This window comes from Candidatus Bathyarchaeia archaeon (genome assembly GCA_035283685.1).
Classification (GTDB): Archaea; Thermoproteota; Bathyarchaeia; order Bathyarchaeales; family Bathyarchaeaceae; genus DATETJ01.
The window spans coordinates 193,203-208,779 of sequence record DATETJ010000002.1; the positions used below are offsets into that span (position 1 = coordinate 193,203).

Sequence of the window (15,577 nt, forward strand, 5' to 3'; positions counted from 1 at the left end):
GAAGACGTTGATAAAACCTAATCTTCCTGAAACGCCAGCAAACACGGTCTACAACAAATTTTAAATACAAAATGAACTTAAACAGTTAGTTTGAACTGAAATGATGGCTAAGAAAGCTAAAGGGAAGACTAAGAAGGGCGGAAAGAAAAAATAGGCGAATTTGCTCTTTATGGTTCAAGATGTGGCTGAAAGCGCCCTTGTTCCCCTTTTTTGGTGCAACTTTGTCCTACGATTTGAAGGCTTTCTCCCATTCTGATCGCATCATTATTTCTCTTGTATTCTTCATTCGGTTAGTGTCATGGTCCAAAGGAGGCATCAAAACAGGACTTCTTGTCAGATGGCTTAATCCTTATGCTCGAAAGGAAGCAAACCAAGAGAACAATGCGTCATGGGGCTGCTTCAGGCGCTTTTGCGGCTTCAAGCTCTGGATTTTCCGTGGCACGTTGAACTGGCAACTCCGGGATCGCGCTCTGACTCTTCATCCGGCTTCTCAGTTTTTCCTCTTCGAACTTGTATGCGTCCTTCAAGGCGTTTGTGTACCACAGTCTTTGTGCGCCGTAGTGAACTCCAAGAATTACCCCGGCGAGAAGAAGCATCACGCCGATAAGCGTGAACCCTAAGCCCAAGAAATCCAAGGGAGAAGATCCGATTTGATACGGAAATATAAGGAACCACTGCGGCCTCTGCACCGTCACAAGCGTTTGGATTATTCCGCCAGTCAGAAACACCGACCCCATAATGGCTATGCAGTAGGCTACGGACTCGCTATGACGTGATTCCTCAGCCTTCTCGTGCAAGTAGTAAGAGAAGCTCAGCATGGGCGAAAGCCACTTCTTCGATGACTCTGGGCGAACCTACACAACTAAGTTTTATGACCTACAACTATGTAGGCTGGATTCATATGTGCGTGCCAACTGACCAGATGGTTCGTTCTTTATCCACAAACTGTGAATTTGGCAAAAGCCAGCAATTTGGGAAACATCTTCTTAGTAGAGCGCATGCAGAAGATTCTTGCATCACGTTATTATTCCTCTAGCTTCAGAGCTGCTTCTTGGTGCGGGAAACCGTCATAGGCAAACAGTCTCCCTCCCTACAACAACGCGATCACCGCACCGCCTGAAGAGAGAGAAAGGAGAGAAAAACGTGGTCTCTCCCTTCTTTCACGTCATCCTTCTGCAAAGAGCTGAACAAAAGACCTTGGTTTCTGCACTTTTTGAAGGGTCGATTAATCGCGCTGTGAATAACAAGGTTCAAAAAGGCTTTCAGAAACACATGGTTGAAGGTTAAAGGTGTCCCACATGATAGAGTTTGTTCCCGACGTAGTGGCAATTTTGTTTCCAGTGTTAGTGGGTTTAGTTACAGCTTTTCTCTTCAAGCGAAACCGGAAATCCGGATTTGCCTTGATAAGCGCTGCCTTCATTATAAGTGCCATCCCAGCTATTGTGACTCTGGCTTTGGGGGGTCCTTACTTCATTGTGCGACTAAGGACGCAGGGATATACTTTGGAGCAAATCGGAGTTGTCTCCGCATACCTTTTCATAGTGAGGAGTGCGTTTCAAGCAGCATTCGTGATCTTGGTCATCCTCGGCCTGATCAAACTCTCCAAATAGACTGCCTCTGTCAACGAAGCTTTGGCGCAAACCGCCCAGTTTTCCGTTGATATCGAGTCAGCAAGAAAGTATAAAGCCCAGCCTACATTCTGTTCACAAAGAGGAGAAGAGGCACAGTCTCTATGAACAAGCATCTTAATGATGGCAGATCAGCGAAGATCATGAACAGCTTGTTGCTTGTAGGCTTAGCCAGCCTCATGTGGTTCATTTTCCGCACAGGTACAAAGCCATCGCGGATAACGTATCCCTGCCAAAAGGCAGCTTTAGCAAACAGCTTACCCATTTTCGGCGCTTTCTTGCCAGTTTCAGTAGCCTGTTCCCTTGTGAACACAAAGAAATGGTTGTCCAAGAGAAGCGCCGCCGTAGCGTTGCTGAGCATTTTGGCAACAGCTTTCTTGGTAGGCGAACCTTTCTTGGGATTTCTGCAACCCGCGCAGGCAGTGAATCCAAGCCAGGAGATAAAACTCGCACTTGCATCGAGGAATGCCACTGCTTTTCCGGCTTCAGACATTTACACAGTTAGCGGGCGGGCAAACGCTCACATCAATCAACTTCTCAATCTAATGGGGTCACGCGGACTGCTCTTCTACAAATCAAGCACAACTGGAACCAACAGGGGTCTCAACGGCTTAGTCGCTCACAACGACGTCGTCCTAATCAAGATCAACATGCAGTGGGGGCAAAGGGGCGGAACCAACACCGACATGCAGAAAGAACTCATACAAGCCATAATCGATCATCCAGACGGCTTCACCGGCGAGGTTGTAATCTCTGACAACGGACAAGGTCGCGGAAACATGAACTGGGATGCGAACAACGCTGAAGACTCCACGCAATCCACTCAAGACGTGGTTAATATGTTTTCAGCCACGCATAATGTATCAACATACTCTTGGGAACCTATTCGAGGCACAAGAGTAAGCGAGTACGCGCAAGGAGACTTGAACGACGGCTACATACTCTATGACACGCCAGACCCGGAGACAGGAATCTATGTTACATATCCGAAGTTTCGGACCCTGTTTGGAACTTACCTTAGCTTCAAGCATGGCATCTGGAACGGAACAGGCTACGAAAAACGATTGAAAGTAATCAACATGCCAGTTCTGAAAACTAACAACTGGCTCGGAGTCACAGTAGCCGTGAAGCATTACATGGGCGTCAATTCAGAGGGCGCCTTTGCACAGGGAGGTTTGGGCAACGGGCACGTTTCGGTTTCGACAGGCGGAATGGGCACTCTCATGATTGAAACCGGATTGCCAACATTGAACATTGTTGACGCCATATGGGTAAACGCAAACGCGCCTCCATCCACCATGGGAGGACCGCAAACTCCTTATGAGTACGCAACTAGAGTCAACACTTTGGTAGCCAGTACAGATCCCGTGGCCGTTGATTACTGGGCCACCAAACACGTGCTTGTGCAAACTTCACAGTTAATCGGATACAATGACACCCATACGCTGAATCCAGACAGCACAAACGCGACAGGTCTGAACGAAGACACGGCATTTGGTACTTGGCTTAACCTGACCAAGAATGAAATCCTCTCCGCAGGGTACAATGTCACAATCGACGAAAACCACATGAACGTGTATGCGTGCTCAGAAATACCTGCTGGCGACGTGGATCGCAATGGGAAGGTAAACGTTTTGGACATTTATCTATTAGGCAAAGCCTATGGCTCCAGTCCATCTCAGCCAAACTGGAATGCATACTGCAACTTCAACAGCGACGATTTAGTTGACGAGTGGGACTTGGTGGCTGTGAGAGAAAACTACGGCAAAACCTAGCCTTAAAGTAAAAGAAAAGAGGTGCCCCTTGGCGTGCATGCGCGCTCCTTTTGGGCTCGGCGTAGAATTGGTTAACTTTGCAGTTGTGTAAGCTTCGAGACAACAAAGGAGAGTGGTGGCTTGAGTGAGGTTCTGTGACAACTGCGGTTCATACATGAAGGAGACAGCTGAGGGATCTCGCTGCCCAAGATGTGGCAAAGTAGTTTCATCAGAGCCTCGCAGTGCGCCGAGGCAACAAAGCATTCTGGACAAGAAGCTAAGCGATATTTACGTTGTTGACAGGCCGCGTGAACATCGAAGCCGCGTTGTTCAACTGTGCCCTAAGTGTGGGAACCAGGAGGCGTTTCGCTGGGTTTCAAGCCTTTCTGGAGAACATGCTGGGGTAAGACGCGAAAGGACTGTGGAGCATTTTCAATGCGTGAAGTGTTTCCACACTTGGGCTAAAAGCGTCTAGGCATGATGGGCAGTTACAAGCGTTTAGGTTATATGCGCAGTCCACTAGTGAAAGATGATTTGAAAAAGGGTGAAATCATTTGCCAAGAGTTGTGCACTTCGAAATTGACGCAAAGAAACCTGAGCGTGCCATAAAATTCTATGAGAAGACATTTGGATGGAAAATTGAGAAGTGGCAAGGTCCAGTGGAATACTGGCTGATTACGACTGGCAATAAGAAGGAGCCGGGAATTGACGGCGGTCTTTCCAAGAGAACTGAGCCTGAACCAGCCACAGTCAACACCATTGATGTTCCTTCAATTGACGACTTCATAAAGAAGGTCAGAGCCAACGGCGGAAAAATCACGGTTAAGAAAAGGGCTGTGCCCGGCGTCGGCTGGATGGCCTACTTCAAAGATCCTGAAGGAAACCATTGGGGCATGATGCAGGCAGACGAGTCAGCAAAATAAGCATCAAAGCAAATCATCAAAACTCTTTTTTTTCTTTCTAGAGCTTCGTGCGTTGTCGATTTGCAGCGCTTTGTTGTCGCTGACAAGTTTGTGAGAATGCTTTAAGGGATACCAACAGGGAACTAGACGGCATGGTTCAAATATCCATCATCGGCGCTGGCAGTGCTGTATTCTCAAGTGACTTTGTGCGTGATCTGTGCGGTACCAAGAGCCTATGGGACAGCACGGTTGTGCTCATGGATGTCAAAAAAGACCGCTTGGACATGGCACATGCATTTGCCACGAGATACAGGAAAGAGACAAAAGCCGACCTATCGTTCACGAAAACCACCGATAGAAGAAAAGCGTTACAAGGCGCTGACTTTGTGCTCTGCACGGTGAAAGTAGGCGGTTACGAGCCGATGGAAGCCGAACGCGAAATAGCTGAACGCCACGGCTTCTACAGGGGCATAGGCGACAGAGTAAACGATTACTACGGCGGAATCGGAGCTTACCACCAACTCAAATTCTTCCTGGACCTAGCAAGAGACATGGAGGAAGTCTGTCCCGAATCTTGGCTTATAGAAACAGCAAACCCAGTTTTCGAGGGAACTACTCTCGTAGCTACAGAGACCAAGATCAAGGTGGTCGGAGTCTGCCATGGACACTTCGCATACAAAGACATTGTGAATGCCCTAGGACTTGACCGTGAAAGCGTTACAGTTCAGATGGCTGGCTTCAACCACTGCATCTGGCTGACCAAGTTTCTGCACAATGGGCAAGATGCCTACCCGCTGATAGACGAATGGATAAAGAACAAAGCTGAAAGATACTGGAAAAGCAGAGAGTATCTGCAAGGTTCACCATGGTCTGTTGAGCAGCTGTCACCTGCAGCGGTAGATATGTACAGAATGTCCGGTCTTTTTCCAATTGGAGACACTTTAAGATCCGCGTCGCCTTGGTGGTATCACTCGGATCTGGAGGCTAAGAAGAGGTATTTCGGTCCAACTGGCGGTTTTGACTCTGAGATCGGATGGAAAACGTACCTGAAGCTGCTTGAAAACTCGCTCAAGAAGATGAAGAGGTTGATGAGCAACCCAGCAGCTTCTTTGATGAAGGCGTATGGCTCAGCGGCAAGTGGAGAGCAGCATATACCTCTTATCGACGCCATCGCGAACGACAAAAAAGCGGTTCTGTACCTCAACGTCCCGAACAAAGGCGCAATCAGTAACATATCTGACGACGTGGCTGTCGAAATCCCAACAAATGTAAGCGCAAAAGGCATTAGGGGAACAAGAATTGGCAAGCTGCCTGAACGGCTTGTTCTGCATGTTATGATGCCAAGAATGCAAATGATGGAAAGAACTTTGCAGGCGTTTCTGAACGGAGACCGGAGAAGCCTACTGCTCACGATTCTGGACGATCCTCGAGCACGATCATTTGAAACCTGTAAAGCGTTGCTGGACGAACTTTTGGCGCAGCCTTGGAACTCTGAAGCAGCCGCCCACTACAGATGGTAGAAAGTCAAGAGCACGTGCCTCACAGTTGTAGCTTTCTCATTAAAGCCTTGATTTTTTCTTGGTCTTTCAGGTATTCTTCTATGATGGCGTTTGTCAATTCGTATATGCGCAGGTCGTTTAGCAAAGCTAGTTTTCGGATTTCTCGGTGCAAGTCGTCTCGAACTTCAACCACCGTTCTCCTGCTCTTGTCCAAGGCTCTATAGCCTTCCGATTTTGTATCGTGAGAGGCTTCCAGCCTTGCTCCTCAGAGCGTACAGGTAGTCAGCCAGCAAAAGTGGCTCCTTGCCCAGCTCCAGTGTAGTTTCCAGCGTCTGGGTGTCAGCGAGCAAACGGTATTCAACGCTTGTAACGCGGTAGTAGCCGTCAACGTTCTCGTTGGGCAGAGTCACCCAGATCTTGTCGCCTGCCAGAATGGGCGTGGTGCCGTAATCTATCACGTCGCTGGCAACTCGAATGTACTCACTTGGGCTGCTCAGCTGCTCATGCAACGCTTTGGCTCGCAGTAGGCATTCGTTGTCGCTGTGCAACTCCTCATCAGTTTCCGATAATTCACGCATGCCTAAACCGTAAGTGGCGCTCCATCGAGCCCTGTTAAAGAAAAGATTGTCAACCCAAAAGCTGCCAGTGCCAGTTCCGCTGAAGTGCATGTCCCACCAAACTTCGCTGATGACTTCCCAGTTGAAGGTTAAAACATCGCCCCACCATTCGTCCGCGTATTTCTTGCCAACATTGCATTTCTGCGGATACCACTTGTCAGGTTGAATTTGAAACTCTCGGGAAACGAGCTTCGCACTATTGTCTTCGAGAGTAATCGTTGCTTGGCCGCTGAAGGCTGATTCAAACCTAATTAGAAGCTGCAACGACGGATACTTGTTCAGATTGGGCTCCCAGCCGGAGGGGATGATGAGGCGTAGTCGTCCGTAATAGTCGGGTGTACTCGTAGTATGCTTCACGCTGTACGCGCCTACAGCCTTGTTTGCGCTGTCCAGCGATACGTTGCCCGTGCCTGTGCCGCTGACCCAATCGTTTATCGCATCGCTGTTGAAGTCAAGCGTTTCAGTCCAAGAGTCGCCGTCGCTTGGATACTTTTTCTCAGCGGCTCCGAAAACCATGATTTTGTCGCGTTTTCTGAAGACGCTTTTACGGTATTCGCTGACTTCCAATCGGTCGGCGAGGCTTACCTGCGATGTCTTGCCGTTTCTTGGAAAAAACTCGAATTTGCCATCAGGCGCTATTCGAAAGTCGTAGCCAATTGCGCCCGTTTTGTCAGCTGTGTTGGCAATGTACTTCAATATGTCGAAGGCAGGCGCATTTTCATAATCAAGCTTGGTGTAAGTCGTATCCGTGCCCTCGACAAGTTCCATAGAGTTTCTGACGTGTGAAAGCCCGATGAAAGTGTCAACCAAGTCTTTAACGATGGCTTCGCCTTTCTGATTCTCATACGTCTTGGTTACAACGCGGCGGAAGAGCCGTTCACCCCAGCATCTGCCTAAGACGCGCAGGTAATTTTCACCCAGAGAGCTTGACTGCGCCTTGATTTCTTCAACCGTTATCGTTGCGACTGGGGGACAGTTGACGCCTCTGCCTATGCTGATGCTGCCGTCCACGCCAACATCAATCGGATAAGAACCGCCTAGGCTGTACTTCTTATCGAAATTCTGCAGAAGGCATTCGAAGCTTGAGACTTCATCCGTGCAGCCCAAGTGCACCCTCAGCTCAGCCACGTCGCCTTGAGGAGGCGTAACGGAGCCAAACACAACCGCGCAGACAGGCAAGGCTAGGCTCATTCTAGTATTCGACTCCTCGTCGGTAGTACTCGTCTTCGCCTGCTCGCCGAATCAGCCGCGATGAAGGCGCTCTAGCCAATTCCGTATTGTACTCTCGCTGAGCGCTAGCCGCGTCGCGTGTGGAGCTTGCCAACCAACTCATGTAAGCAGCAGTTGCCACAATCAAGCCTGCGCCCAGCGTTAACAAAGCAATTTTCATAGCTAAAGCCGAGTTCAAAAGCCAAGTAGCCGCTGACGCAGCGTTAGTTGCCACAGTCTGCGCCACCTGAGCCACAGTTGACGTGCCAAGAACAGCTCTCAAAGAAGTGAACAAGTGAACAGCAGTCATAATGCCCGTTAACATGCGTCCTGTTTGCGAATCCAAAGCGCCAAAACTGTAGGCTAAATGTACCGCATCCATAGCAATCGCGCGGAACGCGTAGCTGGCACGGTTCTCAGCGCGTACAGCCACGCTTATCTCATGGAAACTCATGTGGCAGCCGCCTCCGCAACGGCTTCTGCTACGGCTTGATTGACCCTTTGCACCAAACTTGGCATACCCAACTCCAAAGCTCGGCTCAAAAAGCGCCTAGCCCGCAGAAAACGCGTTCCAAACTCCACAAAACGTGCATACCCGGCTCTAGCGCCTAACTTGAAGGTCCACTCGCCTATTCTCTCAGCATAGACGGTGCTCGCCAAGTAGCCGCTGCGTCTAGGCGCCAAGCTTTGAGCCAGGGTCTGCATGCTGCGAACCTCTGACCCAAGCGCGTCATCAACATGGATACGCAGGTTCTCGTCTAACCGTTCAAGTTTACGTTGCAGTTCAGGAAGCCCTTGCACATTGACTGCCATTTCAACCGACATGAAAACGCGCCTCTCTCTTAGCTTTGGCCACCTCGCCTTCGGTCTGCCGGTCAACTTCGCTTAGGATCACGATGAACTCCTCGACGGTTTTAGCTGACTGCTCTGCGAGTTGGACAGGTGTCCACCCGAATTCTTTGCACAGGCGGAACATTGTGAGTGTTGGGTGCGGTTTGCCTCGTCGGATTGCGCTGATAAAAAACGTTCCTCATCCCGAGTTATGCCACAGAGCCTATTTGCCACTTTGCAGAACAGTTCGCCTAACTCAACTGGTATGCCGTCTTCGTCGCCGAGTAGCTTCTCGAACGTTACAGGTTTGTGCGCTGGCTGCTCCCTTAAGCTTGCCCAAATAGTTTCAGCTTGGATGGCAACGAAGTCGCTGCCCACAACCTGCCCGGTTAAAGCATGATATTTGGTGTGTTTCTGGATTATGCGGCTGCGTTTAGCCCACGTGATCTCTTGGAAAACGTAGCTGCCAGCGTATTCTTTTCCAAAGCGATCGTCAATCTGGATGGTTTCGCTTCGCATTTTGAATCATCTCCATGACGGCTACGCGGTTTCTCAGCGCCGTGTTCACGTCTTCCAACACGATGTCCTGCATCCACTTTGGCATCTTCAAGATACGTTCGCCAAGCTTCGTCCAAATCTTCAACCATTTCCTACGCAGGGCGGCTTGGCGGCCAAAACGATCTAAGACGCTTACTTCAGCCATTTTCTCGCTCACCTTTAGCTGATGACTACGTCTCGGGCAACAAACGGCGCCTTCAAAGAGACAAGGTCTTCAACTTTTGTCGGTGTGCCCACCCGTTCCCATTTGCAGTACTTGAATAGGGCGCTGCTGGTTCCGCCTAACCCGAATTTGAGGCTGAAGTCGCTGTCGTTGAGCACGTCGTCGTATTCCTGCTTGCTCTCAAACTCAAACGTTAACTCGCCAGCGAGCACTCTGTGGCGCTCCTGCAGATACTTGAGCAAATGCCCGCTTGTGCTGCGAATAACGGGCACGCGTTTCAAGTTGTTCTCAACTCGGAATTTCCAGTCAACCACTCGCTCCACCGTAGCTAAGCCTGAGCCGTCTCCAGCGCCTCGTTGCACATAGCTTTCGTAGAAAGGCACAGCTCCGTTGTAGTCCGCGTATGTAGCGCCAACTATTTTGCTGGTTCCCACAGCTATGTCTTGACCGATTAATTCGGCTGAGGCTTTAACTAGGTCTTCAACTGAGCATTCAACTGCTACTTTGTCGATTCGGCATCCTTTGTGGAGTAGGTCGATGACGCCGCTGGGTTTTTCGTAGAAAACCTCAATGCTCAGCGAATTCAGCGTGGTTACGTGCTGAAGCAAGTTGATGGGCGCATCGCTTGGCAACGCATACGACACTTTCAAATCGACGTGCCTTAAGCCTCGGCGCACAGTTTGAAGGTCTCTTGAGCCCAAGCCTCGTAGTTTAACTAAGCCTGGGTCTAGGGCGGGTTCAACGTTGTCCGCCGTAGCCACGCCAAGCATGCTTGGGTTCGTGGGCGTCACGCCAAAGGTTGACTCTTGCACGTAGTAGATTCGGGCTTCATGTGCTCCGTAAACGCTCATGCTCTGGTTTTCCTCCTTCTATGTTGCGGGTACATTTTCAAACATCCATCCAATGACTAGAAACTCCGTGTGCAGTAAGAAGGGCTTGACAGACACGTCGTCAGCATCGTGGAAAGTGCCGAATTTAATGTGGGTCAAGCCTTCCACGGTTAAAGTGTATTTCACATAGTCGCAGTGGAGAACGGCTGGAATTACGCCGTCGCTCGGGTTAGTCGTTCTGGCTAAGAGATGGATGTAGCCGACGCCTGACGAGTCCATCTCAATGAAATCGGCTAGGTTTGTTGTCAGTGTGATGGTGATCGTTTCATCGGAGCCGCCTGAGCCAGTTTGCACCTGTTCCCACGCAGACGAGACGTGATTCCAAACTTTGATTGTGACGCCGTTGCCAGATGGAGCTGTGCCGTAGCCCTCCAAACTCAGAACGATCTTGTTCACGCTGTTTTCATGCGGATCATACTTTGAGGTCTCAAGTTTGATCTTGAAAAGAGTCATGGCGTATTCAAGGTTCACCGAGGTTGACTTGCTGACTCGGCTGTCGTCGCTGTACCACAGATTCTGATACTGTACCGCTGTGAATTCAACCCAGCTCGACGAGGAAGGCGTTAGCTCCGCTGTGGAGGCAGCTTGATAAGCATCGTGAGGTCCAGCTAAGCCAAGACCACAGAAATCGCACAATGTTTCATTTGGGCTGAACCTCTTCTGGCGCACGAGGCGCAAAATCTCTTCGCGTAGCTTCGAACGAGTCCTGTTTCCAGTTTGCTTTCCAGCTTTGTCGACGACCCAGCAGTCAACTTTGAAGTTTAGAACGCGCTGGGTTAAAGCGTGGCTAAGGCTTACGGGCTTTATTGAGCTTGCTTGCCGCAGTCCAACTGTGACTTGCCCGTCATAGTTTTTGAGTAGTTCGCGGTCGTACCATTCGCGGCTTGCGTAAACGTTTGCGATGCTGTTGTCGTCGTTGACTACGCGAATGTTGGTCTTGAACAATCGCACCAATGTAGTAACTGGGTCTTCAATTTCAGTCATTGCCCAACAAGCCTCCTGCACACGGCTCTGCGGTAAAGCGTGTCGCCTTGAAAATCAAACTCTTGAAGCTCGGTTACTTGGTAGTCGACGCCTTTGCGACGAATTTTGTCATGGTGTCGAATGGGAGCGAAGACATGAACGATGATGTAGTCGGTTATGATGTAGCCGGCTTCAGGGGTGACTTCTTCCACTTGGCTGGGCGAAACCATGGCTTTGATGTCGACGCCTTCGCCATACGTAACCGTGTCTAATGCCTCTCGAACTGGAAATAGAGTTACGTTTTCGCCTCGTGAACGTAAGATCTGAGTGAAACGGGTTATTGGATCCTCGTAGTAAAGGAACAGCTGCGAAATCCAAGCAACCGTAGCCACTGCATTCTTGTTTTCCACATAACTGTAGTCGGCGTGTTTGACGCCCCAAAACATGAATTCCTCCTGATGCCCCTCGATGATTTTCATGCTGTGTTCAAAGCTTGATTTGTCATGGTTCTTGCGAAGCTTCCACAGGATGCCTGCTGTGACAGCGTCGTAATAATCGCAGGCTGGAAAGCGGCTTGCCACATCTATGTAGCCTGCCCAACAAACCGCTGGGTTGTACGCTGGATACTGACCGCTAGCTCGAATCGAGTTGATGAAATCGTAAACGTTCTCAACGGATGGACTCCAACCTTCAGAATCGTAGAGCCCGAGCAATGCGTAAGCCAACGGGTCATCGTAGACTTCGTTTTCGCTGGTTCCAACCCTGTGCCATTGTCCGTCGCCGCTTGGAGGCGGTCGATACTCAAGCCAAAAGCCTTCAAAACCAGAGCGCAGAAATCCACCCAAATCGGCTATCATGCTTTCATACAAAGTCTTGTTCGCTGGGTCCTCGGTAACCAGCATTTTCAGGGCTATGAGTCCGTAGAGGTTTTCGATGTCCATCTCGGGAAGCCAGGCGTCCGCGTCTGACACGGCGCGGGCAAAGCCCCCGTAATACTTGTCGTGCACGCTGGGGATGGGCGGGTTCTGCATGTTGAGGAGAAATGTTGCTCCAGCGAGTTTAGCTGCGTTCAGATAGGCTCCAGTTCCAGTTAGCGTGTAGGCACGGAGAAGAGATGGAATAACTCGGCAGGCGTCTATGCTGTAGTAGTAGGTGCTGGTTTCGGTGCTTTTGAATCCGCCGTAAGCCTTCTTCTCAGGATCAGCCGCGTACTGCTGAGTCAGTAGCCAGTCTGCCAGTGACACCACTTTAGCGTAGATTTCAGCTTGCTTAGACTCGAATTGTTTGGCGTTGTAGGCTTCGGTTAGGAAGTCGATTGCGAATGCTGCTGCAAACGCGGCTCTGCCAAACGACAAGTCTGGACCAGATTCGGGCACCACGTAAACGTAAGGTGCATAATCCATGATGAACTGGTAATAACTGTCTGGAACCGTGCCCATATCCTTCAGGTCCTCTCCACGGTTGGTTCACGCAGTTTGTCCAGCATACGAGTTAGCTCAGTCTGCAAAACATCTAACGGCGGCGCCTTGCTGAGCGCACTGACGTTTTGGTCGCCTACAGAGAAGCTTAAGCCCACAGCTGAGCCGCCTGTAAGGTAGCAGACGGCGTAGATAGCCGAGAGAACTGTTATGAACTCTTTTTCAGCATCGGTGCAGTTGCTGTAGTCAATTTGGCGGTTGACTTCCAGCTCCAGCGCCACTTCAGCTCGTTTAATCATCTTCAAAACCCTGCTGTCCGAAACTTCAGCCGACGAAATGTTGATCACATCGCGCACGTCATCGACAGAAACGCTAGCCAAAGCAACTCACTCTAAGCTTCAATACGGGGAAGAAGCGACTGTTAAGCCTAATCGGACAAAATAGACAAAATATACAACCTATATTAAAATCGGAACCCGCATGATCTCAGAGAGGACTCACTCTCGTATAGAATTGTTCTCCACAAATTTCTTTTAGCATCTTAAGCCTCAGCAGGGCTAACATTTATCACGTCACGCATATCATCAACGGACACGCTTGCCAAAGAGCCACGCTCTAAGACGGATTATGGAAAAGAAGCGTTATTTGAACCGAGTCGGATGAAATCGGATAAAATGGAGAATATAGACAAAATATATGCAGAAGCTTAAGTTTTTTGATCTGTTTTGGATAGCTTTAATTGTTTCTTATGATAATATTGATTATTTGGAGAGAGAGTTCTTTGAGAGCGAATAGACGGTATTTGGTTGCAGTGGCTTTGTTAGTTGCTTTAGCTATTGTGTTTGGTTTAGTGGGCACGGTTGCGCCTCCATTGGCGGAGCCTGTTGCGCCTCAGCAGGAGTCGTCTTCGTCTTCATCGTCGTCTTCGAATTCAACTGGGCATTTCCAGAATCCACCAACATATGACAGCGGCTGGGTGGACATAACAACTAAGGCTGGGCAGTATGTTACTTTGAGGCATGGTTTGAACACGAGTGAGGTGGTTGTTGACATAACGGGTAAACAGAGTCTCGACCCGAATGGCGGCTCCTTAGCATGGAGCAAAACATACGGAGGAACAAGCAATGATTATGCCCTTTCTGTGGTCCAGACCAGCGACGGAGGATACGCAATGGCTGGCAATACCAACTCTTATGGTGCTGGCGGCGGTGATTTCTGGTTGGTTAAAACCGACTCGGCTGGAAACCATCAGTGGAACAAAACATACGGAGGAACAAACGCTGACAATGCTCTTTCTCTGGTTCGGACGAGCGATGAAGGGTACGCGTTGGTCGGATACACCGACTCTTTTGGTGCTGGCAACCGCGATTTTTGGCTGGTTAAAACTGACTCGTCTGGAAACATGCAGTGGAACAGAACATACGGAGGAACAAGCAATGACCGTGCCTATTCTTTGGTTCAGACTGGTGACGGAGGATACGCCTTAGCGGGCAGCCTAAGTGGCGATTTTTGGCTGGTTAAAACTGACTTGTCTGGGAACGCACAATGGAACAGAACATATGGAGGAACAGGCGGTGACTTCGCTCAGTCTTTGGTTCAGACTGTTGATGGAGGATACGCAATAGCAGGCTACACTAACTCTTACGGTGCTGGCGGCTATGACTTCTGGCTGGTTAAGGTGAACGCTGAGATGAATTTGGAACATCAGAGAAACCTGGGCATCGATTCTTACATAGACGTATGGAGCCGAACATACGGAGGAACAGCCAGTGATATTGCCTATTCCGTGGTCCAGACCAGCGACGGAGGATACGCAATAGCAGGTGATGGTTTCGCGAACTTGGTCAAGACTGATTCGGTTGGAAACGTACAGTGGAGCAGAACATACGGAGGAACAGCCAGGTCTGTGGTACAGACGATTGATGGAGGATACGCAATAGCAGGTTCTCTCAGTGGTTTCCAGCTTGCTAAAACTGACTCGGCTGGGAACATGCTATGGACCAAAACATATGGATCAGGCACTGTCTATTCTATGGTTCAGACCAGCGATGGAGGATACGCCTTAGCAGGCGCCATCAGTCCCTATGGTGAATACGAAGATTTCTGGTTGGTTAAGACTGATTCGGCTGGTGCCATGCTGTCGAACAAAACATACAGAGGAACAGACTCTACAGGAGGAACATACTATTCCAGGGAAGATGCCTATTCTGTGGTTCAGACGAGCGACGGAGGATACGCCTTAGCAGGCGCCATTGGGTGGGGGTCCCGGGATGTCTGGTTGGTTAAAACCGACGCTACTGGAAACCATCAGTGGAACAAAACATACGGAGGAACAAACTGGGATGAAGCCCGTTCGTTGGTTCAGACGGGCGACGGAGGATATGCATTGGCTGGCTACACCAACTCCTATGGTTATGCTACTCCAACGTACCCTAATTTCTGGTTAGTTAAAACCGACTCGTCTGGCAATGCGCTGTGGAACAAAACATACGGAGGACAATACCATGACTATGGCTATTCTGTGGTTCAGACGAGCGACGGAGGATATGCATTGGCTGGCTATACCCAATCTTATGGTGTTGGCACCCCGACTTACCCTAATTTCTGGCTGGTTAAGACTGATTCAGCTGGAACCATGCTGTGGAGCCAAACATACGGAGGAACTTACGAAGACGATGCCTATTCTGTGGTTCAGACAAACGATGGAGGATACGCGTTGGCTGGTCGTACAATATCTTCTGGTGCCGGCAACTATGATTTCTGGTTGGTTAAGACTGAGGGTAAGAAAGAAATGGGTTTGGAGATGACAAGCTTAACAAACAACGCAATAGTCCTCTATCGTGGCAAAACCGACCTCGACTGGAATTACATGCGCGTGCGCATATGGCTTATCAAGGAGCCTTCTTGGATTTACGGCGACATCAACATGGACGGATTAGTCGACGCCAAAGACCTATACATACTCAGCAGGAACTACGGTAAAACCTTCAGCCTACTCAGCCTAAGCGGCATCATAGCAATAACAAGCATACACACAATCAAAACACGAAAACAACGGAAACCTCTCAACAGGAAACCTTCACCAACCGAAACGTTAGAAGCACTATGGCAAGCCTTCCAAAAGAAAAAAGCCAAAAAATAAACC

At 49.5% G+C, this 15,577-nt stretch carries 16 protein-coding genes; 5 read left to right on the plus strand and 11 right to left on the minus strand.

Annotated features, from left to right (window positions below; genetic code table 11):
* Nucleotides 1-386: 386 nt before the first annotated feature.
* A complete protein-coding gene (locus tag VJ249_01110) occupies nucleotides 387-818 on the minus strand; it encodes a hypothetical protein (protein HKZ93165.1) in 432 nt (143 codons plus the stop codon).
* A 480-nt stretch (nucleotides 819-1,298) separates the two neighbouring features.
* Between VJ249_01110 and VJ249_01115 the strand changes: the two genes are divergently transcribed.
* The 4 genes from VJ249_01115 (at nucleotide 1,299) to VJ249_01130 (ending at nucleotide 5,804) form a co-directional block, all read left to right on the plus strand.
* A complete protein-coding gene (locus VJ249_01115; protein HKZ93166.1) occupies nucleotides 1,299-1,610 on the plus strand; it encodes a hypothetical protein in 312 nt (103 codons plus the stop codon).
* A gap of 122 nt (nucleotides 1,611-1,732) precedes the next feature.
* The gene (locus tag VJ249_01120) at nucleotides 1,733-3,403 is read left to right on the plus strand and encodes a DUF362 domain-containing protein (protein HKZ93167.1); all 1,671 of its coding nucleotides are present in this window, start codon (nucleotides 1,733-1,735) and stop codon (nucleotides 3,401-3,403) included.
* A gap of 533 nt (nucleotides 3,404-3,936) precedes the next feature.
* The gene (locus VJ249_01125; GenBank protein ID HKZ93168.1) at nucleotides 3,937-4,305 is read left to right on the plus strand and encodes a VOC family protein; all 369 of its coding nucleotides are present in this window, start codon (nucleotides 3,937-3,939) and stop codon (nucleotides 4,303-4,305) included.
* Nucleotides 4,306-4,436: 131 nt separating this feature from the next.
* A complete protein-coding gene (locus tag VJ249_01130; GenBank protein HKZ93169.1) occupies nucleotides 4,437-5,804 on the plus strand; it encodes an alpha-glucosidase/alpha-galactosidase in 1,368 nt (455 codons plus the stop codon).
* A gap of 19 nt (nucleotides 5,805-5,823) precedes the next feature.
* Here VJ249_01130 and VJ249_01135 read toward each other — a convergent pair whose 3' ends face one another.
* The 10 genes from VJ249_01135 to VJ249_01180 all read right to left on the minus strand — a co-directional run bounded on the left by VJ249_01135 (nucleotide 5,824) and on the right by VJ249_01180 (nucleotide 12,812).
* Nucleotides 5,824-5,997, minus strand: a complete 174-nt coding sequence (locus VJ249_01135; GenBank protein ID HKZ93170.1) for a hypothetical protein — start codon at nucleotides 5,995-5,997, stop codon at nucleotides 5,824-5,826.
* Between the two features lie 4 nt (nucleotides 5,998-6,001).
* The gene (locus VJ249_01140; protein HKZ93171.1) at nucleotides 6,002-7,591 is read right to left on the minus strand and encodes a hypothetical protein; all 1,590 of its coding nucleotides are present in this window, start codon (nucleotides 7,589-7,591) and stop codon (nucleotides 6,002-6,004) included.
* Nucleotide 7,592: 1 nt separating this feature from the next.
* Nucleotides 7,593-8,063, minus strand: coding sequence for a hypothetical protein (locus VJ249_01145; protein ID HKZ93172.1), 471 nt, complete (start codon nucleotides 8,061-8,063; stop codon nucleotides 7,593-7,595).
* A complete protein-coding gene (locus VJ249_01150; GenBank protein ID HKZ93173.1) occupies nucleotides 8,060-8,434 on the minus strand; it encodes an HK97-gp10 family putative phage morphogenesis protein in 375 nt (124 codons plus the stop codon). The genes VJ249_01145 and VJ249_01150 overlap by 4 nt, the downstream gene beginning before the upstream one ends.
* 66 nt (nucleotides 8,435-8,500) lie before the next feature.
* Nucleotides 8,501-8,959, minus strand: coding sequence for a hypothetical protein (locus tag VJ249_01155; protein HKZ93174.1), 459 nt, complete (start codon nucleotides 8,957-8,959; stop codon nucleotides 8,501-8,503).
* Complete coding sequence (locus VJ249_01160; GenBank protein ID HKZ93175.1) at nucleotides 8,934-9,143, minus strand: hypothetical protein; 210 nt, start codon at nucleotides 9,141-9,143, stop codon at nucleotides 8,934-8,936. Before VJ249_01160 ends, VJ249_01155 begins: the two co-directional genes overlap by 26 nt.
* A gap of 14 nt (nucleotides 9,144-9,157) precedes the next feature.
* Nucleotides 9,158-10,012 carry a phage tail tube protein gene (locus VJ249_01165; GenBank protein ID HKZ93176.1) on the minus strand — a complete coding sequence of 285 codons (855 nt, stop codon included), beginning with the start codon at nucleotides 10,010-10,012 and terminating at the stop codon, nucleotides 9,158-9,160.
* 18 nt (nucleotides 10,013-10,030) lie between these two features.
* A complete protein-coding gene (locus VJ249_01170; protein ID HKZ93177.1) occupies nucleotides 10,031-11,035 on the minus strand; it encodes a hypothetical protein in 1,005 nt (334 codons plus the stop codon).
* Entirely contained in the window at nucleotides 11,032-12,453 is a 1,422-nt protein-coding gene (locus VJ249_01175) for a hypothetical protein (GenBank protein HKZ93178.1), read from the minus strand. Before VJ249_01175 ends, VJ249_01170 begins: the two co-directional genes overlap by 4 nt.
* 5 nt (nucleotides 12,454-12,458) lie before the next feature.
* Nucleotides 12,459-12,812 carry a hypothetical protein gene (locus VJ249_01180; GenBank protein ID HKZ93179.1) on the minus strand — a complete coding sequence of 118 codons (354 nt, stop codon included), beginning with the start codon at nucleotides 12,810-12,812 and terminating at the stop codon, nucleotides 12,459-12,461.
* A gap of 401 nt (nucleotides 12,813-13,213) precedes the next feature.
* Between VJ249_01180 and VJ249_01185 the strand changes: the two genes are divergently transcribed.
* Nucleotides 13,214-15,574, plus strand: a complete 2,361-nt coding sequence (locus tag VJ249_01185) for a hypothetical protein (GenBank protein HKZ93180.1) — start codon at nucleotides 13,214-13,216, stop codon at nucleotides 15,572-15,574.
* The last annotated feature ends 3 nt before the right edge of the window (nucleotides 15,575-15,577 follow it).